The 26,945-nt window shown below is 73.1% G+C and carries 24 protein-coding genes; 6 read left to right on the top strand and 18 right to left on the bottom strand.

All coding sequences use genetic code 11. The features are described 5' to 3' along the window. Window positions 1-2: 2 nt before the first annotated feature. Window positions 3-1,133: an acyl-CoA dehydrogenase family protein gene (locus AB0C84_RS07350; RefSeq protein ID WP_361062211.1), complete on the top strand. Its 1,131-nt coding sequence runs from the start codon at window positions 3-5 to the stop codon at window positions 1,131-1,133. Further along, window positions 1,130-2,032 (top strand): acyl-CoA dehydrogenase family protein, encoded by a 903-nt coding sequence (locus AB0C84_RS07345; protein ID WP_361062208.1) that lies wholly within the window; start codon window positions 1,130-1,132, stop codon window positions 2,030-2,032. The genes AB0C84_RS07350 and AB0C84_RS07345 overlap by 4 nt, the downstream gene beginning before the upstream one ends. Here the strand turns inward: AB0C84_RS07345 and AB0C84_RS07340 are convergent. Beyond that, window positions 2,029-3,588, bottom strand: coding sequence for a FadD3 family acyl-CoA ligase (locus AB0C84_RS07340; protein ID WP_361062205.1), 1,560 nt, complete (start codon window positions 3,586-3,588; stop codon window positions 2,029-2,031). The two genes, AB0C84_RS07345 and AB0C84_RS07340, sit on opposite strands and share 4 nt — an antisense overlap. 179 nt (window positions 3,589-3,767) lie before the next feature. On the opposite strand from AB0C84_RS07340, the gene AB0C84_RS07335 reads away from it, so the two are divergent. Next, a complete protein-coding gene (locus AB0C84_RS07335; protein WP_361062202.1) occupies window positions 3,768-5,555 on the top strand; it encodes a protein kinase in 1,788 nt (595 codons plus the stop codon). On the opposite strand, the gene AB0C84_RS07330 is transcribed toward AB0C84_RS07335, so the two are convergent. Beyond that, window positions 5,552-5,998, bottom strand: coding sequence for a MarR family transcriptional regulator (locus AB0C84_RS07330; RefSeq protein WP_361062199.1), 447 nt, complete (start codon window positions 5,996-5,998; stop codon window positions 5,552-5,554). The genes AB0C84_RS07335 and AB0C84_RS07330 overlap by 4 nt on opposite strands. Window positions 5,999-6,060: 62 nt before the next feature. Between AB0C84_RS07330 and AB0C84_RS07325 the strand changes: the two genes are divergently transcribed. The 3 genes from AB0C84_RS07325 to AB0C84_RS07315 all read left to right on the top strand — a co-directional run bounded on the left by AB0C84_RS07325 (window position 6,061) and on the right by AB0C84_RS07315 (window position 9,935). Then, entirely contained in the window at window positions 6,061-7,182 is a 1,122-nt protein-coding gene (locus AB0C84_RS07325) for an FAD-dependent monooxygenase (protein WP_361062196.1), read from the top strand. A gap of 117 nt (window positions 7,183-7,299) precedes the next feature. Next, entirely contained in the window at window positions 7,300-8,892 is a 1,593-nt protein-coding gene (locus tag AB0C84_RS07320) for a Coagulation factor 5/8 type domain-containing protein (RefSeq protein ID WP_361062193.1), read from the top strand. A 110-nt stretch (window positions 8,893-9,002) separates the two neighbouring features. After that, the gene (locus tag AB0C84_RS07315; RefSeq protein WP_361062190.1) at window positions 9,003-9,935 is read left to right on the top strand and encodes an aminoglycoside phosphotransferase family protein; all 933 of its coding nucleotides are present in this window, start codon (window positions 9,003-9,005) and stop codon (window positions 9,933-9,935) included. A gap of 56 nt (window positions 9,936-9,991) precedes the next feature. On the opposite strand, the gene AB0C84_RS07310 is transcribed toward AB0C84_RS07315, so the two are convergent. The 16 genes from AB0C84_RS07310 to AB0C84_RS07235 form a co-directional block, all read right to left on the bottom strand. After that, window positions 9,992-10,621 (bottom strand): HNH endonuclease family protein, encoded by a 630-nt coding sequence (locus tag AB0C84_RS07310; RefSeq protein ID WP_179846665.1) that lies wholly within the window; start codon window positions 10,619-10,621, stop codon window positions 9,992-9,994. Between the two features lie 287 nt (window positions 10,622-10,908). After that, window positions 10,909-11,700 carry an SDR family NAD(P)-dependent oxidoreductase gene (locus AB0C84_RS07305; RefSeq protein WP_361062186.1) on the bottom strand — a complete coding sequence of 264 codons (792 nt, stop codon included), beginning with the start codon at window positions 11,698-11,700 and terminating at the stop codon, window positions 10,909-10,911. 8 nt (window positions 11,701-11,708) lie between these two features. Then, on the bottom strand, window positions 11,709-12,524 hold the full coding sequence (locus AB0C84_RS07300; protein ID WP_361062183.1) for a MaoC/PaaZ C-terminal domain-containing protein: 816 nt from the start codon (window positions 12,522-12,524) through the stop codon (window positions 11,709-11,711). Next, window positions 12,521-13,696 (bottom strand): lipid-transfer protein, encoded by a 1,176-nt coding sequence (locus tag AB0C84_RS07295; protein ID WP_361062181.1) that lies wholly within the window; start codon window positions 13,694-13,696, stop codon window positions 12,521-12,523. The genes AB0C84_RS07300 and AB0C84_RS07295 overlap by 4 nt, the downstream gene beginning before the upstream one ends. After that, the gene (locus AB0C84_RS07290) at window positions 13,693-14,142 is read right to left on the bottom strand and encodes a MaoC family dehydratase (protein WP_361062178.1); all 450 of its coding nucleotides are present in this window, start codon (window positions 14,140-14,142) and stop codon (window positions 13,693-13,695) included. Before AB0C84_RS07290 ends, AB0C84_RS07295 begins: the two co-directional genes overlap by 4 nt. Window positions 14,143-14,153: 11 nt before the next feature. Then, entirely contained in the window at window positions 14,154-15,218 is a 1,065-nt protein-coding gene (locus AB0C84_RS07285; RefSeq protein WP_361062175.1) for an acyl-CoA dehydrogenase family protein, read from the bottom strand. Then, entirely contained in the window at window positions 15,218-16,189 is a 972-nt protein-coding gene (locus AB0C84_RS07280) for a bifunctional MaoC family dehydratase N-terminal/OB-fold nucleic acid binding domain-containing protein (RefSeq protein WP_361062172.1), read from the bottom strand. The genes AB0C84_RS07285 and AB0C84_RS07280 overlap by 1 nt, the downstream gene beginning before the upstream one ends. Beyond that, entirely contained in the window at window positions 16,186-17,349 is a 1,164-nt protein-coding gene (locus tag AB0C84_RS07275; protein WP_179846659.1) for an acyl-CoA dehydrogenase family protein, read from the bottom strand. The genes AB0C84_RS07280 and AB0C84_RS07275 overlap by 4 nt, the downstream gene beginning before the upstream one ends. 16 nt (window positions 17,350-17,365) lie before the next feature. Then, window positions 17,366-19,066, bottom strand: coding sequence for an AMP-binding protein (locus AB0C84_RS07270; protein WP_361062169.1), 1,701 nt, complete (start codon window positions 19,064-19,066; stop codon window positions 17,366-17,368). Next, window positions 19,059-20,306 carry an NADH:flavin oxidoreductase gene (locus AB0C84_RS07265; protein WP_361062166.1) on the bottom strand — a complete coding sequence of 416 codons (1,248 nt, stop codon included), beginning with the start codon at window positions 20,304-20,306 and terminating at the stop codon, window positions 19,059-19,061. Before AB0C84_RS07265 ends, AB0C84_RS07270 begins: the two co-directional genes overlap by 8 nt. Before the next feature lie 85 nt (window positions 20,307-20,391). Continuing rightward, window positions 20,392-20,745 carry a hypothetical protein gene (locus AB0C84_RS07260; RefSeq protein WP_179846656.1) on the bottom strand — a complete coding sequence of 118 codons (354 nt, stop codon included), beginning with the start codon at window positions 20,743-20,745 and terminating at the stop codon, window positions 20,392-20,394. Between the two features lie 6 nt (window positions 20,746-20,751). Continuing rightward, window positions 20,752-21,495 carry an ABC transporter ATP-binding protein gene (locus AB0C84_RS07255; protein ID WP_258940424.1) on the bottom strand — a complete coding sequence of 248 codons (744 nt, stop codon included), beginning with the start codon at window positions 21,493-21,495 and terminating at the stop codon, window positions 20,752-20,754. Further along, the gene (locus tag AB0C84_RS07250; protein ID WP_258940423.1) at window positions 21,488-22,237 is read right to left on the bottom strand and encodes an ABC transporter ATP-binding protein; all 750 of its coding nucleotides are present in this window, start codon (window positions 22,235-22,237) and stop codon (window positions 21,488-21,490) included. Before AB0C84_RS07250 ends, AB0C84_RS07255 begins: the two co-directional genes overlap by 8 nt. Continuing rightward, on the bottom strand, window positions 22,230-24,440 hold the full coding sequence (locus AB0C84_RS07245) for an ABC transporter permease (RefSeq protein ID WP_361062161.1): 2,211 nt from the start codon (window positions 24,438-24,440) through the stop codon (window positions 22,230-22,232). The genes AB0C84_RS07250 and AB0C84_RS07245 overlap by 8 nt, the downstream gene beginning before the upstream one ends. A gap of 57 nt (window positions 24,441-24,497) precedes the next feature. After that, entirely contained in the window at window positions 24,498-25,916 is a 1,419-nt protein-coding gene (locus tag AB0C84_RS07240; protein ID WP_361062158.1) for an ABC transporter substrate-binding protein, read from the bottom strand. 113 nt (window positions 25,917-26,029) lie between these two features. Next, window positions 26,030-26,791 carry an SDR family oxidoreductase gene (locus AB0C84_RS07235; RefSeq protein WP_258940420.1) on the bottom strand — a complete coding sequence of 254 codons (762 nt, stop codon included), beginning with the start codon at window positions 26,789-26,791 and terminating at the stop codon, window positions 26,030-26,032. Window positions 26,792-26,945 lie beyond the last annotated feature (154 nt).

Below are 26,945 nucleotides of genomic sequence, written 5' to 3'. Positions count from 1 at the left end.
GCATGGATCTTGAGTTCGGGGCGGCGGACGAGGAGTTCCGCGGCGAGGTGCGGGCGTGGCTGCGCGAGCACGTCCCGGCGCGGCCCCTCCCGTCGCTGGAGACCGGGGAGGGCTTCGCCGCGCACCGGGAGTGGGAGCGCACGCTCGGGGCGGCGCGGCTGGGCGTGGTGTCGTGGCCGGAGGAGTACGGCGGGCGCGGCGCGTCGGTGCTGCGGTGGCTCGTCTTCGAGGAGGAGTACTACGCGGCGGGCGCGCCGGGACGGGTGAGCCAGAACGGCATCAACCTGCTGGCGCCGACGCTGCTCAAGCACGGGACGCCCGAGCAGCTCGCGCGGATCCTGCCGCCGATGGCGGCGGGCGAGGTGATCTGGGCGCAGGCGTGGTCGGAGCCGGGCGCGGGCAGCGACCTGGCGGCCCTGCGGGCGACGGCGACCCGCACCGACGGCGGCTGGCTGCTGGACGGGCAGAAGACGTGGAGCTCGCGGGCCGCGTTCGCCGACCGGGGGTTCGGGCTGTTCCGTTCCGATCCGGAGTCGTCCCGCCACAAGGGCCTCACCTACCTGATGTTCCCGCTGGACGCCGAGGGCGTGACGGTCCGCCCGATCGGGCGGCTGGACGGCAAGCCCGCGTTCGCCGAGCTGTTCCTCGACAAGGTCTTCGTGCCCGACGAGGACGTCATCGGCGCGCCCGGGGACGGCTGGCGGGTCGCGATGGCCACCGCCGGGAACGAGCGCGGCCTCACGCTGCGCAGCCCCGGGCGCTTCACCGCGGCGGCCGAGCGGCTCGTCGAGCTGTGGAAGGAGCGCGCGGACGCCTCCGGCGACGCGCTGCGGGACCGCGTCGCGGACGCCTGGATCAGGGCGCGGGCCTACCGGCTCAAGGGGTTCGAGACGGTCTCGCGGGACGACGACATCGGCGCGGAGTCGAGCCTGAACAAGGTGTTCTGGTCGGAACTGGACGTGGCGCTGCACGAGACCGCGCTCGACCTGCTCGGCCCGGACGGCGAGCTGGAGTCGGAGTGGCTGGAGAACTACGTGTTCTCGCTGGCCGGGCCGATCTACGCGGGCACCAACGAGATCCAGCGCAACGTGATCGCCGAGCGGCTGCTCGGCCTGCCGAGGGGGTCCCGGTGAAGTTCGTTCTCTCCGCCGAGCAGCGGATGTTCGGCGAGACGCTGCGCAAACTGCTGGGCGGCCCCGGCACCGCCGAGGCGGCCCGCGCCTGGGCGGCCGGGGACGCCGGGCCGGGCCGCGCGCTGTGGTCGGCGGTCGCCGAGGCCGGCGCGTTCGCGGTGGCCGTCCCGGAGGAGGCGGGCGGCGCCGGGCTGCTGCCGGTGGAGCTGGCCGTCGCCGCGGAGGAGCTGGGGCGGGCCGCCGCGCCGGGCCCCTACGTGGAGACGCTCGCCGCCGCGGTGCTGCTGGGCGAGTCGCCGTGGCTGCCGCGCATCGCCGAGGGCGAGGCGGTCGTGACGCTCGCCGTCCCGCACGCGCTGGACGCCGACGTCGCCGACCTGGTGCTCACCGCCGACGGCGTCGAGCGCGAGGCGACCGGGGAGCCCGTGACGTCGCTCGACCCGGCGCGGCGGCTGTTCCGCGTCCCGGAGGCGGCGGGCTTCACCGACTTCGGCGTGCTGCTGTGCGCGGCGCAGCAGGTGGGGCTCGGGCAGGCGCTGCTGGAGGTGTCGGTCGAGTACGCCAGGACGCGGCAGCAGTTCGGCCGCCCGATCGGCGAGTACCAGGCGATCAAGCACCATCTGGCGAGCGCGCTGGTCGAGCTGGAGTTCGCCCGGCCTCTGGTGTACGGGGCGGCGCTGGCGTACGGGACGCCCGACTTCGCGCGGGACGTGTCCGCCGCGAAGGTCGCCGCGTCCGAGGCGGCCTACGGGATGGCCAAGACCGCGCTCCAGGTGCACGGCGCGATCGGCTACACCGACGAGTACGACCCTTCGCTGTGGATCCGCAAGGCGCGGGCCCTGTACTCGGCGTGGGGCACCGTGTCCGAGCACAGGGCGCGGGTCGTCGCCGCCCTCTAGAGGCGCTCCTTGAGCTTCACGCGCCAGATCTTGCCGGACGCGGTCTTCGGGAGGTCGTCCACGAAGACGACCTCCCGGGGGACCTTGAAGTTCGCGAGCCGCTCCCGGCAGTGCGCGACCAGCTCGTCCTGCGTGGCCGTCCGGCCGGGGCGGAGCCGGACGTAGGCGCGCCCCACCTCGCCCATGCGCGCGTCCGGGACGCCGACGACGCCAGACTCGGCGACGGCGTCGTGGCGGGCGAGGGCGTTCTCGACCTCGGCCGGGTAGACGTTGAACCCGCCGACGACGAACATCTCCTTGGTGCGCCCGGTGATGGTGAGGTTGCCGCGCTCGTCGAGGCGCCCGCGGTCGCCGGTGTCGAGCCAGCCGTCGCGGACCGCCTCGGCGGTCGCCTCCGGGTCGTCCAGGTAGCCCCTCATGACGTTGTAGCCGCGCACGAGGATCGCGCCGTCGGTCCCGGGCGGGACCCGCTCGCCGTCGCCGTCGACGATCGCGACCTCGACGTCGGCGATGGGCCTGCCGGACGTGGTGGCAATGGTCTCGTCGTCGTCGTCCACCGAGCAGGCCGTGACCGTCCCGGACGATTCGGTCAGCCCGTACGCGGTCACCACCTGCGGGAACAGCTCGTCCTTGATGCGCCGCACCAGCGCGACGGGCACGTCCCCCGCACCGGTCACGGCGAGCCGGAGGCTCGACAGGTCGTGCTCGTCCCGGCCGGGGGCGTGCAGCAGCGCGGTGTAGATGGTCGGCGGCCCCGGCAGGACGGTGATCTTCTCCTGCTCGATCAGCCGCAGCGTTTCCGGGACGTCGAACGTGCGCTGCAGCACCATCGTGGCGCCCTGGATCACGCAGGCCAGCACGCCGGCCTTGTAACCGAACGTGTGGAACATCGGGTTCACGATGAGGTAGCGGTCGCCGGCCCGGACGCCGGTGCGGCCCGCCCACGCCCGGTAGGTGCGGACGTTCTGCTCGTGCGTGACCACGGCGCCCTTGGGCCTGCCGGTGGTTCCGGACGTGAACAGGATGTCGGCGACGGTCTCCGGACGGACGGCCGCCGCACGCGCGTCGGCCTCGTCCGGGGAGACGGCCGCGGCGGTGAAGTCGTCCCAGGAGATCACTCCCGGGCGCGCGGGGCCGTTGAACGTGACGACCGTCCGCAGCGCGGGCAGCCCGGGGACGCCGGATCCGTCCGCGCCGAGCAGGCCGGGGTAGTCGATGCCGAGGAACCCGTCCTCCACGAAGAGGATCTTCGCCTCGGACCTGGAGAGCGGCCAACGCGCCTCGTCGCCCTTGTAGCGGGTGTTGAGCGGGACGAGCGTCGCGCCCGCGCCGAGCGCGCCGAGCACGGTGACGATCCAGCGCAGGCCGTTCGGCGCCCAGATGGCGATGCGGTCCCCCGGCTCGATGCCGGCCCCCGCGAACGCGCCCGTCGCCTCGCGGACCTGTTCCCGCAGCTCGGCGTAGGTGATCCGGACGTCGCCGTCCACGACCGCCTCCGCGTCCGGAAACTCGTTCGCCGCCCGCGCCACCAGTTCCGGGATCGTCAGCTCGTTCATGAACCCTCATCATCCCGGCCCCGCCCCTGCCCGGCCCCCGGCGTCCCGGTGACCGGTACATCCGTCTCGTCCCAACAAACGAGGGTGTAGGCGCGTCTAGATCAACCGGGGGTGTCCCACTACCTTTCCGTGAACTGCGCATCCGGTCGCGAAGTGCGGCGCGGGGGCCGGAGGCTTCGATGAGCGAGTGGCGGGTCGACGGGTTCGACGAGATCAGGGAGCTGGGGTCGGGGGCCCAGGGGCGGGTCGTGCTGGCCGAGCCGAGGGGCGGGAACGGCGCACTGGTGGCGATCAAGTACCTGGCGCCCGCGCCGCAGGCCGACGAGGCGAGCCTGGCGGTCTTCCGGCGGGAGGCGGAGACGCTCGCCAGGGTCGCGAACCCGCACGTCGCGCGCCTGTACCGGTACGTGGAGGGGCCGGGCGGCGCCGCCATCGTGATGGAGGCCGTGACCGGCACGTCGCTGCGCGCGGTACTGGACCGGCACGGAGACGGGGGGCTCGCGCCGGAGGCCGCGCTCACCGTGCTCAAGGGTTCGCTGCTCGGGCTCGCGGCGGCGCACGCGGTCGGGGTGGTGCACCGGGACTACAAGCCGGCGAACGTGGTCGTCCAGCCGGAGGGCGCCAGCAAGCTCATCGACTTCGGGATCGCCGTCCTGACGGGCCAGAGCTCCCGCGCGGGCACGCCCGCCTACATGGCGCCGGAGCAGTGGCAGGGCGAGCCCGCGTCCCCCGCGACCGACATCTACGCGGCGAGCTGCGTCTTCTTCGAATGCCTCACCGGCGCCAGGCCCTACCGGGGCGGCAGCACGGCGCAGCTCATGGCGCAGCACCTCAACACGCCGGTCCCGCTGGAGAGCGTGCCGGAGCCGGTGCGTCCCATGCTGGCGCGCGGCCTGGCCAAGAACCCGGGGCAGCGCCTGTGGAACGCCGGCGAGTTCGTCGCCGAACTGGAGCGGACCGCCGTGGCGGCCTACGGGCCGGACTGGGAGCAGCGCGGCGTCCGCGCGCTGGCCGTGGCGGTCGCGGCGCTCGCGTCCGCCGCGCCTCTGGCGATGCCGGGCTCCTTCGCCGGTTCGGACGCGGCGCCGGGGGCGGCGTCCCTGCAGCAGACCGTGGCCACCCAGGGGGCGGACGCGGCGCGGCACAGCAGGGGCCTCCTGCGCCAGGTGAGCAGCAGCAAGATCGCTGTCGTCGGGGCGGCGCTCGCCACCGGGGCCGTGCTCACCGCCGGAGGGCTCGTCCTGCGCGACCACAAGGCGGGCGGCACGACGCACACCGGCGCGAGCCCCCGCGCGGGCGGCGCGACCCCGGCACCGGCCCCGACGACCGTCGGCGGCAAGGCGACCGGACAGCTCAAGCTCGGGATCCGCAACGGCCGGCCTTACGGGACCTCACAGGGGCCGAGCTTCGCCTACGGCTTCTCGGTCACGCCCGCCAGGGCGACCCCGGGGACGCGGGTCTCCCTCGTGGCGACGGCCAAGTCCCGCAACCCTCCCGGCGAGCATTCCGGCCGGTTCGGCGCCACCCCGGTGGACGGGCGGCTCTCGTTCTATCCCGTGGCGGCGGGCGCCGAGGGGACGCTGCCCACCGGCCCCGCGCCGCTGTGGGTCCCCGGCCGGTCGACCCCGGGCCCGCAGCGGGACGGGGCGGCGCCCGGCGGCTGGCGGGTCGGCGAGTTCACCACCACCTACACCGTCACCGTGCCCTCGAACGGCAGGCTGCGGCCGGGGCGCTACCTGGTGGTCCCGTTCTCGCCACCGGCGATCACCAGCCTGGAGGTCAGGGGCCGGCGGTACTCCCCGCAGGCCCTGGGCGCCTACGCGCAGGGCACCCTGCCGATGATCACCGTCCTGCCCGCGACGGCGCCTGCCGGTACCGGGCCCGCGACCGCGCGGCCGGGCGGCGGCGGGCGCACGTGCAAGACCTACGAGAAGGACGGCAAGGTCGTGAAGAGAGTGTGCGTCTAGGCGCCGCGCAGCTCGCCGGTGGCCGTCCGGTAGGCCGCGGCGATGCCGTCGAGCATGCCGACGAGCAGCGGCGCCTGCTCCGGTCCGTAGCGGGCGCCGACCTCGTCCAGGTGCCGCCGGGCCCCCGCGGCGAGGGCGCGGTACTCGTCGAGGCCCTCCTCGACCAGCTCCACGGTGACCGTGCGGCGGTCGTGCTCGCCGCGGACCCGCCGCGCGTAGCCGGCCTTCTCCAGCCGGTCGACCAGCCGGGTCGCCGAGGCGGACGGCAGCCGCAGCTCCTCGGAGATCGCGCCGACCGGCAGCGGGCCGCGCATCTCCAGCAGGATCACGGCGGCGATGTCGATGGGGCGCAGGCCGAGCCGGTCGGCGACCGCCTCGTTGTGGAGGAGGACCGCGATCAGGAATCCGCGGAAGACGTCCTCTCCCGCCCGTTCGGCACCCACCCGCGCAGGATACTCCGCGGCGATGTAACTTCATATCGGAGATACTTCACTTTGGAGGGGATATGAAGATCCTCGTCATCGGCGCGGGGGTGGGCGGCCTGGCCGCGGCGCGCGCGCTGCTCGCCGCGGGCCACGAGGTCCGGGTCCACGAGCAGGCGCCCGGCCCCCGGACGGGCGGCAAGGCGGTGCTCATCTGGAGCAACGGCAACGCCGTCCTGCACGACCTCGGCATCACGCTGGACGGCGCCGGCAACCGCATCGACCGGATCGACGCCCTCACGCCTTCCGGGCGGCTGCGCACCGGTCAGGACATCGCGCACGCCGCGTCCCGCTACGGCTTCGAGACGAAGGCGATCGCCCGCCGCGACCTGCTCGGACGGCTCGCCGAAGGGCTGCCGGAGGGCGTCGTCCGCTACGGCGTGGCCTGCACGGGCCTGACCCAGGACGGCGACAGCGTCACGGCGTCCTTTCACGACGGGTCGACGGCCACCGGAGACCTGCTCGTCGGAGCGGACGGCCACCACTCGGCGGTGCGGCGGCACCTGTGGGGCGAGGGCACCGTGCGGCCCGCGACGTTCGGCACCTGGCAGGGCCTCAGCCCGATCGGCATCGAGCTGACCGGCACGCACCGCCATCTCATGATCAGCGGAAGGGAGGGCGCGTGCGGGCTCATGCCCGCGGGCGGCGGCCTGCTCCAGTGGTGGTTCGACATGCGCTGGAAGCCCGGCGACCCGCGCCCCGCGTCCCCGCTGGCGGAGCTGAGGCGGCGCTTCGGGCACTGGGCGGCCCCCGTTCCGCAGGTGCTCGCCACCGCGGCCGACGAGGACGTCGAGTTCTTCGGGCACCACTGGAACAAGGTGCGCAAGGTCTGGGGCGAGGGCCGCGTCACCCTGGTCGGCGACGCCGCGCACACCATGCCGCCCACGCTCGGGCAGGGCGCCAACCAGACCCTTGAGGACGCCTGGGTGCTCGGCCGCGCGCTGGGCGGGGAGGGCGACCCGGCGGCCGGGCTGCGCGCCTACGAGAGGGCCCGCTACCCGCAGATCTCCCTGGTCTCCCGCATGGCGCGGCGCAATCCCGCGAACTGGCGCATCCCGCCGCTGATCGGCCGGCTGTTCCCGGAGACGGCGCAGAGCGCCATGCTCGCCCGGTTCAGCAACCGCCTCGCGGCGGAGTCGCCCTGAGCACGGTCCGGCGCACCCGGGCTGACCGGCGATGATGTGAGGACTATTCACATTTCCTCGGATCGGTGTTTCACTCGGCTGAGAGCCACTGGACGTCTCCCCCGGCCGAGGTGCCCCATGCCCGTCCGCCGTGCCGCCTGCGTTCCGATCCTTCTCGTTCTCCTGCTCGCCCTTCTGTCCGTCCCCCGCGCGCAAGCGGAGGGCGAGCCACCCGAGGTGCGCGGCTACATCGACGCCCACAGCCACCTGATGGCGTACGAGGCGTTCGGCGGCGCGCTCATGTGCGGCAAGCCGTTCGACCCGGACGGCATCGAGGAGGCGCTCCGCGACTGCCCCGACCACGCCGGCAACGGCGTGCTCGCCTGGTGGGAGAACTTCCTCAGGTACGGCACCCCGTTCGGGACCCACGACCCGACGGGCTGGCCGACGTTCAAGGACTGGCCCGCCTACGACTCCCGCACCCACCAGCAGGTCTACTACGAGTGGCTGGAGCGGTCCTGGCGGGCCGGACAGCGCGTCCTCGTCAACCACCTCGTGGACAACCGGCAGCTCTGCGAGATCTATCCGCTCAAGCGCACGGCCTGCGACGAGATGGCCTCGATCCGGGTCCAGGCGCAGCGGATGCGGGAGATGCAGAGCTTCATCGACGAGCGCAGCGGCGGCCCCGGCAAGGGCTGGTTCCGGATCGTGCGCGACTCGGCGCAGGCCCGGCAGGTCATCGAGGACGGCAAGCTCGCCGTCGTCCTCGGCATCGAGACCTCCGAGCCGTTCGGCTGCCGGCTCGTGGGCGGCGCCCCGGCCTGCACCCGCGCCGACATCGACCGGGGGCTGGACGAGGCGCGGAGCCTCGGCGTGGCCTCGATGTTCGTGTGCCACAAGTACGACAACGCGCTGTGCGGCGTGCGGTACGACGGCGGCGTGGCGGGCGCGTTCGTCAACCTCGCCAACTTCCTCGGCACCGGGCGGTTCTGGCAGGCCGAGACGTGCACCGGACCCGCCCACGACAACACGATCGCCCCGGCGGGCGAGGTCGGCGACGCCCTGCAACCGATCCTGAAGCTGCTCGGGCTGGCGGGGATCACGCTGCCGATCTATCCGAGCGCCCCGCACTGCAACGTCCGGGGGCTCAGCGACCTCGGCGCCTACACGATCCAGGGGATGATGAAGCGGCACATGATCGTCGAGGTCGACCACATGAGCGCCAAGGCCGCCGGGCAGGCCCTCGGCCTCCTGGAGGCCGCGCGGTACCCCGGCGTCATCTCGTCCCACAGCTGGATGGACGCGACCTACCTGCCCCGCGTCTACCGGCTCGGCGGCATGGTGGCCGGGTACGGCAGCGCGGCCGACCGCTTCACCGCCGAGTGGCGGCGCAACAAGGCCCAGCGCGACCCCGCCCGACCGTTCGGCTACGGGTACGGGCTCGACGCCAACGGCATGGGCGCGCTTCCGGAGCCCCGCACGGGCGGGGCCGCGGGCCCGCTGCGGTACCCCTTCACCTCGCCGATCGACCCCGCGGTGAAGCTCGACCGGCTCCGCACCGGGCAGCGCACCTGGGACCTCAACACCGAGGGCGTCGCGAACTACGGCCTCGTCCCGGACTGGCTCGCCGACCTCCGCGCGGTCGGCGGGCCGGAGATCACCGAGGACATGGCGCGCGGCGCGGAGACCTATCTTCGGATGTGGCGCGCCGCCGAGACCGCGCCGTCGTAGAGATCGGTAAGCTTCGGGGCATGCGTTGACCCCTGCCCGCGAGCCGGGCACCGCCGACGTCTCCTTCGTGACACGCGACCGAAACCGGAGCCAACGAAGGAGACGTCACCATGTCCACGTCGATCCGCATCGACGTTCCCGAGGCGCTCGCCGCCTCGCACAGCAAGCACTTCGGCGCGTCCGGCCGCGCCTGGATCGCCGCGCTGCCCGACCTCGCCGCCGCCTTCCTGGACCGCTGGGCGCTGCGCCCGGACGGTCCGGGACGGCACGGCATGGCCTCGCTCGTGCTGCCGGTGACCCGCGCGGACGGCACGCCGGCCGCGCTCAAGCTCCAGCCGGTCACCGACGAGCACGCCACCGAACCGGTCGGCCTGCGCATGTGGGACGGCGACGGGTCGGTGCGCCTGCTCGACCACGACCCTGACACCGGAACGATGCTGCTCGAACGCCTGGACGCGGCCCGGCCGCTGTCGTCCGTGGCCGACGACGACACCGCGATGGGCGTCCTGGCCGGGCTGCTGGAGCGCCTGGTCGCGGTGCGGGCGCCCGAGGGGCTGCGCCGTCTGGCCGACATCGCCGCCGACATGCTCGACGAGGTTCCCGGGGCCGTGCCCGCGCTGGCCGACCCGGCCGACCGGCGGCTGGTGCGGACGTGCGCGTCCGCCGTCGCCGAACTCGTCGGCGAACCCGGCGACCGGCTGCTGCACTGGGACCTGCACTACGACAACGTCCTCGCCGCGGAGCGGGAGCCGTGGCTGGCCATCGACCCCAAGCCCCTCGCCGGCGACCCCGGCTTCGACCTGCTGCCGGCGCTGGACAACCGGTGGGACGAGGTCGTGGCGAGCGGTGACGTCACCGGGACGGTCCTGCGCCGTTTCGATCTCCTGACCGAGGCCGTCCGCCTGGACCGGCAGCGGGCGACCGGCTGGACGCTCGGCCGCGTCCTGCAGAACGCGCTGTGGGACGTCGAGGACGGCGAGACGGCGCTGCACCCCGCCCAGGTCGCCATCGCCACAGCCCTCCTGCGCCACCGGGCGGGCTGAGGGCCTGGCCGCGCCGGCGCCCGCGAGGAGGTCCTCGCGGGCGCCGGCGGGGTCGGTCAGCAGCTGCCGAGCATCGTGTTGAGCGCGCTCTTCTCCGCGCTGTCCACGGTCAGGCCCCAGTACCACTTCACCTGGATCCAGGCGCGGGCGTAGGTGCAGCGGAAGGAGGTGACCGACGGCTGCCACTCGGCCGGGTCCTTGTCGCTCTTCGCCTGGTTGACGTTGTCGGTGACGGCCCACAGCTGGGGGCCGCCGAGGTCGTTGGCGAACGACTGGCGGCGGGACGTCGTCCAGGACCAGGCGCCGGACGCCCACGCCTCGGCGAGCGGGACCATGTGGTCGATGTCGAGGTCGGACGCCAGTTTCCAGGTGGCCCCGTCGTAGGGCGAGTACCAGCTGCCGGACGTCGCGGCGCACGCGGAGTCGGTGGTGACGTTCGTGCCGTCCCGCTTGAGCACGGTCTCGCGGGTGTTGCACGTCCCGGAGATGGTGATCCAGTGCGGGAACAGGTCGCGGTCGTAGGTGCTCCCGTGCGACTCGGCGGCCACGGTGAGGGTGGCCAGGCGGCTCGCGGCCGTGGACGCGGACGGGATGTTGGGCGGCGTCGCGGACGCGGGCGCGGCCGCCGTGCCGAGCAGGGCCGCGCTCAGGGCGGCGGGGAGCGCGAACGTGAGAAGTCGTCGCATCGGGATGCCTTTCCGCAGTCGTCCCCGGGCCGGGGCCAGTGCCCCGAGGGGGAGCGGGAACGACGGCACTGCGACGGTGACATTTTCGACAAATACGAATAAATGTCACGCTTTGCCCATGCGCGGCGCCGCTGTTGGTCGGAAGGTGACGTCTATCGCCGGCCGATGGCCTCTGAGCTGCGACGAAACGGGCGATGCCCGTCCGGAGACGGCGGATGAAGAATTCTTGAACACCGGGCCCAGCGCCGGGCAGAGCCGGGGCCGGGCGCGAGGCAAGGCGTCCGGAGCTACATCGCCGCGAGGACGCCTTCGGCGTCGTCCCAGAGGCGGCGGGCGAGCGCGCCGTCGCGGGCCCTGGCCCTGAGCGGCCTCTCCTTCGCGACGTGGAAGTACCGTCCCGTGCCGGCCGAGTCCACCAGGTTCACGACCGGCGGAGCGGCCCTCCCCACCGGCTTCAAGGTCGGTTTGACGGCCCGCATGAGCAGGCCGAGGGGCCCGCCCCTCGTGGTGAGGTCCGTCCGCAGCACGCCCGGATGCACCGCGTCGATCGTCGCGCCGGTGCCCTTCCACCGCTCGGCGAACAGCGGGACCATCAGCAGGTTCGCCAGCTTGGTCCCGGCATAGGTCCGGACGGGATGGAAGTCCCGGCCCTCGGGCGTCCGGTCGGGGTCGACCCTGCCCGCGGCGTAGAGGGCGGCGCTGACCTGCACGACCCGGCGCAGCCGCTCCTCCAGCAGGCGGTTCAGCAGGAACGGCGCCAGATGGTTGGTGAAGAACGCCTGCTCGAAGCCGTCCTCGTTGAGCTCGCGCCGGGCGGGCCAGAGCGCCGCGTTGTGCACGAGCACGCACGGCCCGGAGCCGGCCGCGGCGAGCGCCCCGGCCAGCTCCCGGACCGTGCGCACGGACGACAGGTCGCCCACGAGGAGGTCCGCGCCGACCTCCCGCGCCGCGACCGCGCCCGCGTCCGGCCGGCGCGCCACGATCGTCACCCGGTGGCCCCGCCGGACGGCCTCCGCGGCGACCGCGCGTCCCACCCCCCGGTTCCCGCCGGTCACGACGACGCTCGACGGCTCGCCCATGGCGCCGCCTAGTGTTCCGCGCCGAAGCGGGCCCGGCCGCCCGAGATGACCGTCGTCCCGTCCACGCCCGCCTCGAACAGGACGGCTCCGCTCTCCGAGCCGTCGCGCCAGGTGCTCACCTGGAGCGCGTCGCCGGGGAAGACGGGCGCGGCGAAGCGGCCTTCGAGTTCGGCCAGGTCGGCGGGGTGGGCGCCGAGGGACTCGGCGAGCGGAAGGGTGACGGCCGCGAGCGTGCACAGGCCGTGCATGATCGGGCGCGGCATCCCGGCCGCCTTCGCCGCCTCCGGGTCGATGTGCAGGTGGTGGCGGTCGCCGAGCAGCCGGTAGAGGGCCGCCTGCTCGGACGCGGTGGGGACGGTCAGCACGCCATCCGGTCCGGTCTCGGGACGGCGGCGGGACGACGGGCCGCGCTCGCCGCCGAACCCGCCGCCTCCGGGCGCGAACAGCGACCACGTCGCCTCGAAGTACTCGCTCTCCACCGCCACGTCGAAGACGGCCGCGGACCCCTTGTCCCACACGTCGGTGACGCGGGCGCTCATCTCCACCGAGCCGGAACGCGGCAGCGGCTTCAGGACGCGGAGGCGCTGCGTCCCGTGCACGGCCGTCCGGACGTCGAACGCGCCCGCCGAGCCCAGGACGTCCGGCGCCCACTGCGCGAGGGTCAGCACGAACGTCGGCAGGACGCGGAGCCTCTCCTCGAACACCAGGTCCAGGTCGGAAGCGCCCGCCCCCACCGCGAGCGCGTAGAGGATGGGCCGCGTCTCGTCGTAGGCCACCGTCCGGGCGCCGAGCGACCGCCCCCGCCATTCATGGGTCCGGGTCATTCGTCCGCTCCGAGAATCAGACCGCTGGTCGGGACGCCGGTCCCGGCGGTGACGAGAACGTTGTGGACGTCGCCCGGCTGGTTCACCGAGGTGCCGCGCACGAGCCGGACGGCCTCCGCGATGCCGTTCATCCCGTGGATGTAGGCCTCGCCGAGCTGGCCCCCGTGGGTGTTGATCGGGAGCCTGCCGCCGAGCTCCAGGTTGCCGTCGGCGACGAAGTCCTTGCCCTCGCCCTTCGCGCAGAAGCCCAGCTCCTCCAGCTGTGGCAGGACGAGCGGCGTGAAGTGGTCGTAGAGGATCGCGGCCTGGACGTCGGCCGGGGTGAGCCGCGACTGCCCGTAGAGCTGCCGCCCGACCAGGCCCATCTCGGGGATACCGGTGATCTCCGAGCGGTAGTAGCTGGTCATCATGTGCTGGTCGTTGCCGGAGCCCTGCGCCGCGCCCCAGATCACGGCGGGCCGGTGCGGGAGGTCGCGGGCGCGCTCGGCGGACACGACGACGAGGGCCTGGCCGCCGTCGCTCTCCTGGCAGCAGTCCAGGAGGCGGAGCGGCTCGGCGATCCAGCGGGACGCCTGGTGGTCCTCCAGCGTGATCGGCCGCCCGTAGAACCACGCGGCCGGGTTCGCGGCGGCGTGCCTGCGGTCGACGACGGCGATGCGGCCGAAGTCCTCGCTGGTCGCGCCGTACTCGTGCATGTAGCGGCGGGCGAACATGGCGACCCACTGCGCGGGGGTCGAGAGCCCGAACGGGTTCATCCACGCGTACGCGGCGCTGTCGGCGCTGACGTCCATCGGGCGGTCGGCCTGCCCGAGGCCGTAGCGGGTGCCGGACCGCTCGTTGAACGCGCGGTAGCAGACGACGACGTCGGCGACGCCGGTCGCGACGGCCATCGCCGCCTGCTGGACGGTGCCGCAGGCCGCGCCGCCGCCGTGCCCGATGCGCGAGAAGAACTTCAGCTCGCCGATGCCGAGGTTGCGCGCGATGTGGATCTCGGAGCTCGTGTCGGCGGTGAAGGTCACCATGCCGTCCACGTCGGACGGCTGGAGCCCCGCGTCCACGATGGCGGCGAGCACCGCCTCGCAGGCCAGCCGCAGCTCGCTGCGGCCCGACTCCTTGGAGAACTCGGTGGCGCCGATCCCGGCGACCGCGGCCGCCCCTGGCAGCACGCTCATGCGCCGCTCCCCCGTTCCCCCGCGGCGGGCGCCCCGGCGGCGGGCAGTTCCACCACGACGGTGCCGGTGACGTGCGGGCCGATCGCGTTGACGCCGCGCACGGCGATCTCGACCCGGCGGCCGGGGTCGTCCTTGGCCGCGACGGTCCCGGTCAGCACCATCGTGTCGCCCGGGTAGTTCGGCGCGCCCAGCCTGATCCTGATGGCCTTCACGACGGCGGCGGGCCCGGCCCAGGCCGTCACGTACCGGTCGACGAGCCCGTTGGTGGTCAGGATGTTCATGAAGACGTCCCTGGAGCCGCGCTCGACGGCGAGCGACGGGTCGTGGTGGACGTCCTGGTAGTCGCGGCTCGCCAGCGCGGTCGCGACGATCATCGTGCGGGTCAGCGGGACGCTCAGCTCGGGGAGCTCCTCCCCCACCGCCACGTCCTCGTAGCTCCTGGTCACAGCGTTCCCGATCACAGGGCCGCCCCCAGCAGGTCCAGGTCGGAGGAGGCTCCGCCGAGCGTCCCGGAGATCTGCTTGCCCCACAGGAAGTGGCGGTGCACCGGGTAGTCGACGTCCACGCCGATGCCGCCGTGCAGGTGCTGGACGCGGTGGACGACGTTCAGCCCGCCCTCGTCCGACCACCACTTGGCGACGAGGACGGCGGACTCGGCGTCCTCCCCGGCGTCGACCAGAGAGAGGGCGTGCCAGAGGCAGACGCGCAGCGCGTCGATCTCGATGTAGCAGTCGGCGAGCTGGTGCTGGGCGGCCTGGAAGGTGGCGAGCGGGCGGCCGAACTGCTCGCGGCCCGACAGGTAGTCGGCGGCCATGCGCAGCGCGCCCTCCGCGACGCCGACCTGGACGGCGGCCAGCGAGACGCGGGCCAGCCGCAGCGCCGTGCCGAGCGCGCCGTCCGGAAGGGCGCGCGCCCGGGCGCCGTCGAGGGTCAGGTGCCCGGCGGCGTCGCGGCTGGTGGTCTCCGCGCGTTCCCACGACGCCCCGGCGGCCGAGGTCTCCAGCAGGAACAGGCCGGGCCCCTGCGGCGACGCGGCCGAGACGAGGACGTGGCTCGCCCCGAACGGCGTCGGGACGGCCGCCTTCGTGCCGGTCAGCAGCCAGTCCTCGCCGTCGCGGGCGGCGGCGCAGCGCGGCGCGGCGGGGTCGGCGGGCCCGAACTCCTCCAGCGCGACGGTCGGCCGCGACGTCCCGTCCGCGAAGGCCGCGGGAACGTCCTCGCCGTGCGAGGCGAGCGTGAGCGCGGCGACGACGGCGGGCCAGACCGGGACGGGGGCGACGGTGCGGCCCTGCTCCTCCAGCAGGACGGCCAGGCCGGCGGCGCCGAGTCCCGCGCCGCCCGCGGACTCGGGCAGCGCGACGCCGAGCAGGCCCGTCTCGCCGAGCTCGGCCCACAGCCCCTCGTCGTACCCGCGCCCGGACCCTTCGGCGTCCTTGATCCGCGCCTGCGTGGCGCGGTCGGTGAAGATCTGCCGGGCGAGGTCCCTGACCGCCTCCAGCTCTTCGCCAAGCGTGAAGTCCATCAGCGCTCCTTGGAAATGTGCGGCGGTCCGGCGGGGCGGAACGCCGGCAGGGACAGGTCGGGGTCCGGGTCGATCCAGTCGAGGACGACGGGCATGCCGACCTCGACGTCCTCCGGCGCGACCCCGGTCATGTTCGCGATCAGCCGCGTCCCCTCCGCCAGCTCGATCACCGCGACGACCAGCGGGTAGTCGAACGCGGGGTGGCGCGGGTGGTGGTTGACGACGTAGCTGTGGACGTGGCCGTCGCCCGACGCCTCGACGGTGTCCCAGTCGAACGAGCCGCACTGCGGGCAGCACGGCCCCGGCGGGTGCCGCAGCGACTTGCAGTCGGCGCAGCGCTGGATGACGAGCCGGTGCTCGCGGGCCGCCTCGAACCAGAACGCGTTGTCCAGGTTGATCGCCGGGCGGGGGCGCAGCGCCTTCTTCTCCGGCTCAGGGGCGGCGGGCTTGTCGGCGGGGCGGAACCGCAGGAGGCGCCACCGCTGCGTGGCGACGACCTCGCCCGCCCCGTCCCGGTAGGTCTTGACCGTGCTGACGAAGCGTCCCGCGCCGAGCGCGGTCCTCTTCTCCGGGGAGATCGACTCGACGGTCTCCTCGACGCTGACGCGGTCGCCCGGCACCAGCTCCCGGTGGAACTCGAACTCCGAGTCGGTGGCGACGACGGAGGTGTAGCCGCCCTCGGCCAGCAGCTCGGTCAGCTCGTCCGGGCCCGCGGGGTCGGCGCGGACCGACGCCGCGTACCCGCGCATCGTCCACGCCTGCATCATCGACGCGGGCGCCACGACGCCGTCGCGGCCGGTGGCCCGCGCGGCCTCCTCGTCCAGGTAGACGGGGTTGTCGTCCGCCATGGCCTCGACCCAGTGCCGGATCATGGGGACGTTCACCGGGTCCTGCCCGTCGCGCCGCGCCCCGTAGGGCCGTCCGACCCACGCCTGGAGCCGCGCCTCGTACTCCTCGCCGTCGCCGCTCATGACCGCCTCGACCTCGGCAGGCCCAGCCCCTGGACGGCGACCATGTCGCGCAGCACCTCGTTGACGCCGCCGCCGAAGGTGTTGACGATGCCCTGCCGCGACAGCTGCTCGATCTGCCCGTGCAGCACGGCTCCCGGCGACTCGGGGCGGATCCGCCCGGCGGCGCCGAGGACCCCGGTCAGCGTCCGCTGGACCTCGATGTGCGTCTCGGTCCCGTAGGACTTGGCGGCGCCGGCCTGCGCGCCGGTCAGCGTCCCGGCCTCCACCGCCATCGTCATCTTCCAGTTCATCAGCCGCATCGCCTCCAGCTTGGCGTGCGTGCGGGCGAGGTCGGCCCGCACCCACGGCAGGTCGATCACCCCGTTGCCGCGCGCCCAGTCGCGGACGTCCTCCCACAGCCGGATCATCCGGCCGCCGAGCGCGGCGAGCCCGATGCGCTCGTGGTTGAGCTGCGTGGTGATCAGGCTCCAGCCGCCGTCGACGTCCCCGACCACCGAGGAGGCGGGCACCGCGACACCGTTGTAGTAGGTCGCCGTCACGACCATCCCGCCGACCGTCGGGATCGGGCTCCAGGAGAACCCGTCGGCGTCGGTCGGGACGATCAGGATGGAGATGCCCTTGTGCTTGGGCGCGTCCGGGTTCGTGCGCGCCGCGAGCCAGATGTGGTCGGCGGTGTTGGCGCCGCTGGTGAAGACCTTGCTGCCGTCGACGACGTACCGGTCGCCGTCCCGGACGGCCCGGGTGCGCAGCGACGCGAGGTCGGTCCCGGCCTCGGGCTCGGTGTAGCCGATCGCGAAGACGATGTCGCCGGACAGGATGCCGGGCAGGTACCTGCGCTTCTGCTCGTCGGTGCCGAACCGCATCAGCGTGGGGCCGACCGTGTTCACGGTGACGAACGGGAACGGGAGCCCGGCCCGCTGCACCTCGTCGAAGAACACGTACTGCTCGGCGATCGACCTGCCCTGCCCGCCGTACTCCTCCGGCCAGCCGTAGCCGAGCCAGCCGTCGTTGCCGAGCATCTTGACGATCTCGCGGAACCGCTCCCCGCCCACGCCCTGCTCGCCGGCGCGGCGCCGCACGTCCTCGGGCAGCAGGCCCGCGAAGTACGCCCTCAGTTCCGCGCGCAACTCGCGATGCGCCTCGGACTCACGCAGATCCATACATGCCCTTTCTCGGTCAGGGGAGGAAGCGCCCGCGGCCCGCGGCGACGAACTCCTCACGGAGCGCTGCCTTGTCCGCGTCGGTCATCGGGACGTACTCCGGCGAGCCCCGCCCCGCCCACCGGAACACGGGGTCGGAGGTGCGCCAGCCGTCGAGCTGCAGCTCCTTCTTCTTGAGCTTTCCCGACCCGGTCGTCGGCAGCGCGTGCGAGACGCGCACGAAGCGCGGGGCGCCCTTGGTCCCGAGGTCGTCCTGGCGGGCGAGGAAGGCGGGCAGGTCCAGGTCCTCGAAGCGAACGTCCTCGGGGATCTCGATCGCCGCCATCACCTGGTCGCCCGAGCGCGGGTCGGGGACGCCGAACGCGACCGCGTCCACGATCTTCGGGTGGCGGCGGACGACGTTCTGGGTGAGCAGCGCGGAGATGTTCTCCGAGTCCACCCGGATCCAGTCGCCGGACCGCCCGCCGAAGTACAGGAACCCGTCGCCGTCGACGTAGCCGAGGTCGCCCGTCCAGTACCAGCCGTGCCTGACCCGCTCGGCGTCGGCCTCGGGGTTCCGGTAGTAGCCCTCGAACCTGGCCGCGCCGTGCACGTCGACGATCTCCCCGACGGCGGCCTCGGCGTTGGTGACGCGGCCGTGCCCGTCCAGGACGGCGGGCGCGCAGGTCTCGCGCGTCTCGGGGTTGACGATGCGGACGCCGTCGTGGGCGGGGCGCCCGAGGGCGCTCGGCGGCGCCTGCGGATCCCGTCTGATCATTCCGGCGCTCTCGCTGGATCCGTAGCCCTCGACCAGCCGCGCGCCGAAGCGGCGCAGGAACTCGGCCTTGTCCTCCGGGGACGCCTCCGTCCCGAACCCGTGCGTCAGCGTGTTGTCGCGGTCGTCCGGCTTCTCGGGGGTGGCGAGGACGTAGCCGATCGCCTTGCCGACGTAGGTGAAGAACGTCGCGCCGTAGTACCGGACGTCCGGGAGGAACCCGGACGCGGAGAACTTCCTCGCCAGGACGACGGTCGCGCCTGCCGCCAGCGACGGCGCCCACAGCGCCATAAGCGCGTTGCCGTGGAACAGCGGCATCGAGCAGTAGCTGACGTCCTCGCGCTTGACGTCGTACTTGGCGCTGTTGTTGCGGCCCAGCTCTGCGAGCCGGCCCTGGGAGCAGCGCGCCGCCTTCGAGGCGCCGGTCGTCCCGGAGGTGAACAGCAGCAGGAGCTGCGTCTCCGGCGTGACCGACGCGTCGGCTTCGGGCTCGCAGGCGTGGGCGGCGACCAGCTCCGGGTAGCCGTCGTCGTCGACCAGCAGGAAGCGGTCGCGCGGGACGCCGATGTCGAGGCCGTCCAGCAGCTCCAGCCCGGCCCGGTCGGTGACGACGAGCTGGAGGTCGGTGTGCCGGACCTCCTGCTCCAGGTAGGAGCCGGTCCGGGTGGAGTTGATCCCGACGATCGTGGCGCCGCCCAGAGCCGCCGCCCCTAGCCACAGGACGTACTCGGGGACGTTCTCCAGGAGCACGCCGATATGGAACGGGCCGTTCCGGGGGGAGTGGGGGGTCGACCCCCCACAAGGGACAGGCCCGTCGCGGCGCAGTTCGCGGGCGAGCGCGGCGCGCGCGGCGCTCTCCCGGACCACCTCGTCCCACGTCCAGGTCCGCTCGCGGCTGCGCAGGCCGGGCCGGGCGTCGCCCAGCCTGGCCAGCAGCATCGCCGCGATCGTCTCGTCACGCACCCGCGGCACCCCAGGCCGGCTCGGTGGACAGGACGCAGTGGGTGCCGCCGTAGATCGCCGTCATGCACTTGTTGCAGTGGATGCACAGCGACTCGGTCGACGGCTCGTCCTGGATCCGGTTGATCAGGTCGGGCTCGCGCAGCAGGGCGCGGGCCATCGCGACGAACTGGAAGCCCTCCGCCATCGCGGTGTCCATGCCCGCCCTGTCGGTGACGCCGCCCAGCAGGATCATCGGCAGCTTCACCGCGGCGCGGATCTGCCGGGCGTCCTTGAGCAGGTAGAGATCCTCGTAGGGGTAGGACTTCAGGAAGTGCCTGCCGATCAGCTTGATCCCGAGCTTGGTCGGCTGCTTCATGACCGAGGCGAACTCGTGCAGCGGCGCGTCGCCCTTGAACAGGTACATGGGGTTGAGCAGGGAGCTGCCGGCGGTCATCTGGAGGGCGTCGACGGAGCCGTCGGCCTCCAGCCAGCGGGCGACCTGGATGGCCTCGTCGATCCAGAAGCCGCCGGGCACGCCGTCGTCCATGTTGAGCTTGGCGGTGACCGCGATGCGGTCGCCGACGGCGTCGCGGACGGCGCGGCCGATGTCGCGCGCCAGCCGGGCCCGGTTCTCCAGGGACCCGCCGTACTCGTCCCTACGGTGGTTGATCTTGGGGCTGAGGAACGCGCTCGTCAGGTAGTTGTGCCCCATGTGGATCTCGATGGAGTCGAAGCCCGCCTCGATCGCCATCCGGCCCGCGCGGCCGTGCGCCTCGACGACGCGCTCCAGGTCCGCGTGCGTGGCGGCCCTCGCGACGGTCTGCGTCGTCAGGTGGAAGTGGCGGCTGGGCGCGAGCGCGGGGAGCCTGTTGCTCTTGGGGTTGGCGACCGGGCCCGCGTGCCCGATCTGCGCCTGGACGGCCGCCCCCTCCGCGTGCACGGCGTCGGTGAGCTTGCGGAGGCCGGGCATCGCCTCGTCCCGCCAGTGGATCTGCCTGCGGTCGGTGCGTCCCTCGGGCGCGACCGCGCAGTAGGCGACGGTGGTCATCCCCACGCCGCCGCGCGCGTGCCGGACATGGAAGTCGATCAGCGCGTCGGTGACCTGGCCGTCCTTGGTCAGCCCCTCGTACGTCGCCGCCTTGATCGTGCGGTTCCGCAGCGTGACGGGCCCCAGCTTGGCGGCCTCGAACACGTCGGGCTTCGGGGCGGTTGCCGGGGGGTGCGGGGGGTCGCCCCCCCGCAGGCGGTTCGGGTCGTTCATCTCAGAGTCCTCCATCCGGACTAGACGTTAATCAGCGGGATGTCCGGGCACTCCGGACATCCCGCTGACTGGGAGCGACGGGCCGCTAGGCGTCCCCGCGCAGCGCGGCGGCGATCTGGTCGGCCTGGGACTGCTGCTCCACGAGCTGGCGCAGCAGCCACAGGCGCAGGACGCGGGTGACGGCGGCGGCCAGGTAGAGGGCCGCGCCGAGGACGGTCACCGCCAGGAACCCGACGGCGAGCGTCTGCAGCGAGCCCACGTCCCGCAGGTCGTCCTTGGCAAGGGAGACGTTGTAGGCGACGAACGTCCCGGCGACGCCGACGATCATGGCCAGGATCCCGGCGATCCGCGCCGCCCCGTCGAAGCGGGAACCGTCGGTCCTCAGCCGCTGCCGCGCGACGTCGTCCTTGAACTGCTGGCGCCGTTCCTCAGTGAGCATGGTGGGTCAACCTCCCAGGTAGTCGCTGGACAGCCGGTCTTCGATCTCGGCGGGCGGGCCGGCCGCCACCACGCGCCCGTGCAGCATCAGCGCGGCGGTGTCGGCGATCGGCAGGACGGCGCGGGCGAACTGCTCCGCGACCAGCACCGACAGGCCGCCCTCGACCAGCTCGGCGACCGTCTCGTACATCCGGGTGACGATCATGGGCGCGAGGCCCATGGACAGCTCGTCGAGCAGCAGCACCGCGGGGTCGCTGCCGAGCGCGCGCGACAGCGCGAGCATCTGCTGCTCGCCGCCGGACATGGATCCGGCGAGCTGGTGGCGGCGCTCGCCGAGGATCGGGAAGCGGGCGTAGGCCCGCTCCTCCAGGTCCTCCAGCCGGGCGCCGGTCCCGGTGGCCGCCCACAGGTTCTCCCGCACCGTCAGGTTGGGGAAGATCCCGCGGCCCTCGGGGATCGCGCAGACGCCGAGGCGCGCCGCGTCCTGCGCCGAGACGCCGTTCACCCTGCGCCCGGCGAACAGCAGGTCCCCGCCGGTCGGCGGGTGCAGGCCCGCGCACACCCGCATCGTGGTCGACTTGCCGCCGCCGTTCGGGCCGAGCAGCGCCAGCAGCGAGCCGGGCCGCAGCGCCAGGTCGACGCCGTGCAGCACCTCGATGGCGCCGTAGCCCGCGCGGATCCCCCGCAGTTCGAGCAGCGGCTCCGGGGACGCCGCGGCGGCCGGTCCGGTGGTCGCGGCCGGTTCAGCCATGACTCGCCTCCTCGGTGCCGATGTAGGCGGCGATGACCTCGGGCGACTCCTTGATCTCCCGGGGTGCGCCGGACGCGATGAGCGCGCCGTAGTCGAGGACGTGGATGGTGGAGCACAGCCGCATGACCAGCGGCAGGTCGTGCTCGACCAGGCAGATCGCGAGGCCCTCGGCGGCGAGGCCGGTGAGCATCTCCGCGAACGCCTCCGTCTCGCGCTCGGTCTGGCCGGAGGCGGGCTCGTCCAGCAGCAGCACGCGCGGCGAGGTCATCAGCGCGCGCGCCACCTCCACGACCCGGGCCCGCCCGATCGGGATGTCGGACACGTCGCGGCCGGCGACGTCGGTGAGGCCCGTGCGCTCCAGGACCCGGTCGGTCTCCTCGTCCAGGTCGAACCGCTTGCGGGACGTGGCGCGCAGGACGTCGCCCGCGACGCGGACGTTGTCGCGCACCGACAGCGACAGGAACAGCTCCAGCCGCTGGAACGTCCGGGCCATGCCGCGCCGGGCGCGCCTGGCCGGGGACAGCCGGGTGATGTCGTCCCCGTCCAGGAGCACCTGGCCGGACGCGGGCCGCTGCAGACCGGTGACGGTGTTGAACATCGTGGTCTTGCCCGCGCCGTTCGGGCCGATGAGCCCGGTGATGCGGCCTTCGTCCATGGTGAGGCTCACGTCGTCCACGGCGGTGTTGCCGCCGAACCGGACGGTGACGCCCCGGGTTTCGAGCAGGGGCGGTGACTCAGGCATGGACCGTTCCCTTCAGGCCGAGTTCGCGGTCGAGCCGGACGCGCAGCTCGTCGGTGTAGGGCTCGTCCACGCCGGCGAGTTCCAGCGGCACCGGCCGGGCCCCGCGCCCCTCCTCCAGGTAGGCGCGCCCGACGACGGGCAGCAGCATGACGACGCACAGCGCGGCCAGCGCGAACGTCCAGGTGCCGATCACGCCGGTGAGCGCGAGGACGTACAGGACGGCGCCCAGCGCCGCCGCCCCGAACAGCAGGGGCCGGGCGGTCCGGATCGCCCGGTAGCCGTCGACGAGGTCGTGGACGAACCCGCTCGGGTTCCGGCCGACGCCCATCCCGACCAGCGCCGTCCCGACGAGGACGAGGTGGCCGAGCGCCCGGTAGACGGTGGCCATGCCCTCGTTCTCCAGGGCCAGGTCGCCGAACGTCGAGACGAGGACGGCCGAGCCGACGCCCGCCATCAGCCCGCCGAGCAGGGCGCCGCCGAGGTAGCCGATGCCCGCCACCACGACGAGCATGAGCAGGGCGAGGCTGCCGACGAAGGAGAAGTTCTCCTGCGCGACGGTGCCGGTCGCCGCCGACATCAGCACGCCGCCGAGTCCCGCGATCGCCGCGGAGATCATGAAGACGCTCAGCTTGAGCCGGACGAGGTTCTGCCCGAGCATCGCCGTCGCCGCCGGGCTGTCCTTCATCGCCGCGAGCCGCCGCCCGTAGCCGCTGCCGCGCAGCGCGGCGAGCCCGACGGCGATGAGCGCGAACAGCACGGTCGCGGTCATCAGCGACGTCGTCCCGTCCCGCAGGTCCAGCGGGCCGACCTTGAGGGGCGGGACGACGAGCGCCCCGTCCGGGAAGAGGGTGAACCTCATCCCGAACAGCTCGTGCTCGGTGGTGTCGCGCAGAACCATGTTCGACAGGAACTCGCCGAACGCCATGGTCGCGAGCGCCAGGTACAGGCCGCGCAGCCGCAGCGCCGGCAGCGCGACGAGCCCGCCGACCAGGGCCGCCGCCGCGACGGCGAGCAGCACGCCCTGGAGGTTCGTCCGGGCCGCGAGCCCGCTGCCCTGCACGCCGAAGTGGAACGCCACCACCGTCGCGACCGCCCCGAACGCCAGCGGCGCGAGGTTCAGCTCGCCCGCGTAGCCGGTGAGGACGGTCAGCGACAGCGCGATGATCGCGAACGTCATGCCGAGCGAGAACGTGGTGACCGCGCCGTCCGACAGCAGCAGGCTGTAGAGGTAGACGACCGCGACCAGCACGAGCCCCCACACCGCCGCGGACCGCACGGTCGGCGGCCGGTACCGCTCGCGGGTCCGGATCGCGGCCCCGCGCAGCCGGTCCTGGGGCAGCACCACCAGCACCACGAACAAGATGATCATCGGTAGCGAGACGCGCAGGTTGCCGGTGAACGTGCCCGCCGACGGCAGGTAGGCCAGCACGTAGTTCGCGGCCAGGCCGAGCACCATCGCGCCGGCGAAGGTGCGGGGGATGCTGCGCAGCCGCCCGAACATCGCCGCCGCGAACGCGTCGATCACCAGCAGGGTCAGCGCGTTCGCGTCCAGCCCGCCGCCGCTGATCGGGACGATCAGCACCCCGGCGAGCACGGCCAGCGTCGACCCGAGCGCCCACGACAGCATCGCGGCGCGCTCCGGATCGTGGCCGTTCAGCCGCAGCAGGTCGGGGTCGTCGACGGACCCGCGCATCACCACGCCGGCCCGGCTGCGGGTGAACAGCACCCGCAGCCCGGCGGCGATCGCGACGGCGGCGACCAGGCACACGATCTCGTGGTAGCGGACCACCACCCCCGCGATCGTGATCTTCGAGCCCGCGCCGAAGAACATGTCCACGGTGTGGGCCTCGTCGGGGTTCCAGATCCACTGCGCCAGGTAGACGGTCCCGAGCAGCACCGCCACCGTCACGATGATCTTCGTGACGTCGGCGGTGCCGCGCAGGCCCCGCATGATGGCGGCGTGCAGGGCGGCGCCCATCGCGGGGCCGGCGACGCCGACCACGACGATCAGCGCGAGCCACACCGGCCAGCCCCACCGCTCGGTGCAGTGCCAGTACAGGAACGTTCCGAACATGGCCTGCGCGCCGTGCGCGAAGTTGAAGATTCCCGAGGTGTTGTACGTCAGCACGAGCCCCGAGGCCGCGATGGAGTACACCGAGCCGAGGACCAGGCCGAGAATGGTGTAGGTCAGGAACGTGGTCACGTGGTCACCGCCACTTGTTCACCGCCATGGGGAGGACGCCTCCGGCCGCCGTCGCGGTCAGGACGTCTGGGGCTTGATGACGTCGCCGGTCAGGAACTTGGTGGAGATCCGGTCGTCGCCGAGCTTCGTCCCCCACGTCTTCGGGTCGGTCTTGACGACGAAGTCGCCGCCGCACTCGAACTCGCCCACGTTCTTCGGGTAGACCTGCTCGTACTTGGTCTTGTTCAGCTTGACCATGAGGGAGCACGACGCCGGCTTGTTGTCGCCCGGGTCGGTCGGCGCGTGCAGGCCGCCGCCCGTCCACTCGTGCACCTTCGACAACTCGTTGATCACGCACTGCCGGGTCAGGTCCGAGCCGCACTTCTGGGCCGACTGCGCCCACAGCAGGAACGCCGAGGTGGCCTGCATGCCGAGCAGCGCGACCTTGCCCTTCTTCGCGCTGACGAGGTCGGTGTACTGCTTGACCGCCGGGACCTTGTCCGCGTTCTCCAGCGGCTGGAAGATCATGCCGACGTGCAGCCGGTCACCGGCGCCGGAGGTGTTCCACTTGGAGACCAGCGAGCTGTACCAGGTCGCCTCGAACACGTAGGTGGGGTCGGCGCCCGCCCGCTCGATCGACTCCAGCAGGTTGAACTGCCCCGGGTCGGGCGAGTCGGACGTCCACAGGTACTTCGCCCCGCAGTCCTTGATCTTCTTGGCGAACGGCATGTAGCTGCTCTCGCCCGCGTCGTTCAGCCGGACGCCGCACTCCAGCGGCTTGACGCCGATCCCCTTCATCGCGCTCGCGACCTTGTTGGTGCCGGTGCTGACGGCGGGGGACGTCGACAGCAGCAGGTCCGCCTTGTCCTTGTAGTCGGGGAACATCTTCTGCGCGATGCGCAGCGCGCCGATGTTCATCATGTCCACCGGGTACGGGACGGCCTCGTACTTCATCGGGCCCATCGCCGCGTTCGGGCCGACGGTGAAGCCGGCGACGGTCGGCAGCTTGCAGCCCACCCGGTACTGCTCGGCGGCCTCGTCCATCGCGAAGCCCTGCCCGACGAGCATGAAGTCCTGCTTGCAGGACTCCTGCACCACCTTCGCCGACTGCATGTAGGCGGCGTCGTACTGGTTGCCCTTGATCTTGCGCCCGTTGATGCCGCCCTGCTGGTTGCACCAGTCGATCATGGCGCCGACGGCGTCGCCCATCTCCTTCGAGAGACCGGGCGCGGAGGTGAAGCCGCGGTCGTCGCCGAACCCGATCGCGATCTGGTCGTCGGTGACGCCCTGGTCGGTCTTGCCCCTGGCATCGCCCGGCCCGCACGGCGAGGGCAGCGTCCCGAACGCCTTGGCGCCCGCGCCCGCGCTCGCGCCACCGCCTGGACCGTTCCCGGCGGCCGTCCCGTCGGTGCCCGAGCGGTCGCTGGCACAGGACGTCGTGACGAGCGCGACCGCTAGGGCTCCCGCCGCGAGGCGTCCGATCTTGTCGACCTTCATACGGACGTACTCCTTTCACCGGCGCGCGCGCACGCGGCCGGTGGCATGGGGTGGGTTGAGATGGGGTGGTGAGCTGATGTCAGGCGGGGGGCGTGGTCTGTGTCGCCGCCGGGTCAGCCGAAGTGGGCCTGGCCGCCGTCAAGCGGGATGGTGGCTCCGGTGAGGTAGCGCATGGCGGGCTGGACGAGCGCCGCCACGGCCCTGCCGATGTCGTCCTCGCAGTCGCCGATGTAGCCGAGGGGAATCGTCTTGCGGAACTCCTCGGCCTCCTCGGGGTTCGTCTCCGCCCACCACTTCAGCCCGGGAGACAGGGCGTGCGGGGCGATGCTGTTGGCGCGGATCCCGTCCGGCCCCCACTCGGCGGCGGCCGTGCGGGTCAGCGACCGCAGCGCCTGCTTGGCCGCCGCGTAGGCGCCGAAGGTGGTGGGGTCCCAGCGGACCATGGCGGAGGTGACGAGGTTGACGATGCTGCCGCCGCCGCGCGCCTTCATGTGCGGGTGGCACGCCTTCATGAACGCGAACGCGGCGAACGGGCCGGTCCGGAAACCCTTCTGGAACGCGCGGTCGCTCATCTCCAGGAGCGGCCCGTAGGCACCGGAGTAGGCGTTGTTGACGAGGATGTCGACGCCGCCGAACGTCTCGGCGACCCGCTCGACCACCGCGGGGATCGCCTCGGTGTCGGCGACGTCGCACTCGAACGCCTCGGCCTCCGCGCCGCGCTCCCGGACCAGCCCGCACGTCGCGTCGAGCTTGGCCCGCGTCCTGCCGAGCACGGCGACCGCCGCGCCCTCCGACGCCAGCGCGAGCGCGATGCCCTGCCCGACGCCCTGTCCCGCTCCGGTCACGATCGCGACCTTGCCGCTGAGGCTTCCCATGAAACGACTCCGCTCAGTCCTGCTTCGCGCCCAGCCCGGCCCCCGCAGCGGGGCCCGGACTGAATCAGTCCTGGTGAGGGCCCATCGTGATGTGATGGGGACCACGTGAAGGGACCAGTCCCGCTCACCGGGAATCTCCGCGCGAGGGGGTGCG

The sequence above is a fragment of the Actinomadura sp. NPDC048955 genome, assembly GCF_040649435.1.
GTDB classification, from domain to species: domain Bacteria; phylum Actinomycetota; class Actinomycetes; order Streptosporangiales; family Streptosporangiaceae; genus Spirillospora; species Spirillospora luteofluorescens.
This window is presented reverse-complemented; position numbering and strand designations above follow the sequence as displayed.

What these genes read in the sequence shown, in the direction of transcription:
- AB0C84_RS07350 (WP_361062211.1), top strand. Translation starts at nt 3, where the DNA reads ATGGATCTTGAGTTCGGGGCGGCGGACGAGGAGTTCCGCGGCGAGGTG.
- AB0C84_RS07340 (WP_361062205.1), bottom strand. Translation starts at nt 3,588, where the DNA reads ATGAACGAGCTGACGATCCCGGAACTGGTGGCGCGGGCGGCGAACGAG.
- AB0C84_RS07335 (WP_361062202.1), top strand. Translation starts at nt 3,768, where the DNA reads ATGAGCGAGTGGCGGGTCGACGGGTTCGACGAGATCAGGGAGCTGGGG.
- AB0C84_RS07325 (WP_361062196.1), top strand. Translation starts at nt 6,061, where the DNA reads ATGAAGATCCTCGTCATCGGCGCGGGGGTGGGCGGCCTGGCCGCGGCG.
- AB0C84_RS07320 (WP_361062193.1), top strand. Translation starts at nt 7,300, where the DNA reads ATGCCCGTCCGCCGTGCCGCCTGCGTTCCGATCCTTCTCGTTCTCCTG.
- AB0C84_RS07315 (WP_361062190.1), top strand. Translation starts at nt 9,003, where the DNA reads ATGTCCACGTCGATCCGCATCGACGTTCCCGAGGCGCTCGCCGCCTCG.
- AB0C84_RS07310 (WP_179846665.1), bottom strand. Translation starts at nt 10,621, where the DNA reads ATGCGACGACTTCTCACGTTCGCGCTCCCCGCCGCCCTGAGCGCGGCC.
- AB0C84_RS07305 (WP_361062186.1), bottom strand. Translation starts at nt 11,700, where the DNA reads ATGGGCGAGCCGTCGAGCGTCGTCGTGACCGGCGGGAACCGGGGGGTG.
- AB0C84_RS07300 (WP_361062183.1), bottom strand. Translation starts at nt 12,524, where the DNA reads ATGACCCGGACCCATGAATGGCGGGGGCGGTCGCTCGGCGCCCGGACG.
- AB0C84_RS07295 (WP_361062181.1), bottom strand. Translation starts at nt 13,696, where the DNA reads ATGAGCGTGCTGCCAGGGGCGGCCGCGGTCGCCGGGATCGGCGCCACC.
- AB0C84_RS07285 (WP_361062175.1), bottom strand. Translation starts at nt 15,218, where the DNA reads ATGGACTTCACGCTTGGCGAAGAGCTGGAGGCGGTCAGGGACCTCGCC.
- AB0C84_RS07280 (WP_361062172.1), bottom strand. Translation starts at nt 16,189, where the DNA reads ATGAGCGGCGACGGCGAGGAGTACGAGGCGCGGCTCCAGGCGTGGGTC.
- AB0C84_RS07275 (WP_179846659.1), bottom strand. Translation starts at nt 17,349, where the DNA reads ATGGATCTGCGTGAGTCCGAGGCGCATCGCGAGTTGCGCGCGGAACTG.
- AB0C84_RS07265 (WP_361062166.1), bottom strand. Translation starts at nt 20,306, where the DNA reads ATGAACGACCCGAACCGCCTGCGGGGGGGCGACCCCCCGCACCCCCCG.
- AB0C84_RS07260 (WP_179846656.1), bottom strand. Translation starts at nt 20,745, where the DNA reads ATGCTCACTGAGGAACGGCGCCAGCAGTTCAAGGACGACGTCGCGCGG.
- AB0C84_RS07255 (WP_258940424.1), bottom strand. Translation starts at nt 21,495, where the DNA reads ATGGCTGAACCGGCCGCGACCACCGGACCGGCCGCCGCGGCGTCCCCG.
- AB0C84_RS07250 (WP_258940423.1), bottom strand. Translation starts at nt 22,237, where the DNA reads ATGCCTGAGTCACCGCCCCTGCTCGAAACCCGGGGCGTCACCGTCCGG.
- AB0C84_RS07240 (WP_361062158.1), bottom strand. Translation starts at nt 25,916, where the DNA reads ATGAAGGTCGACAAGATCGGACGCCTCGCGGCGGGAGCCCTAGCGGTC.
- AB0C84_RS07235 (WP_258940420.1), bottom strand. Translation starts at nt 26,791, where the DNA reads ATGGGAAGCCTCAGCGGCAAGGTCGCGATCGTGACCGGAGCGGGACAG.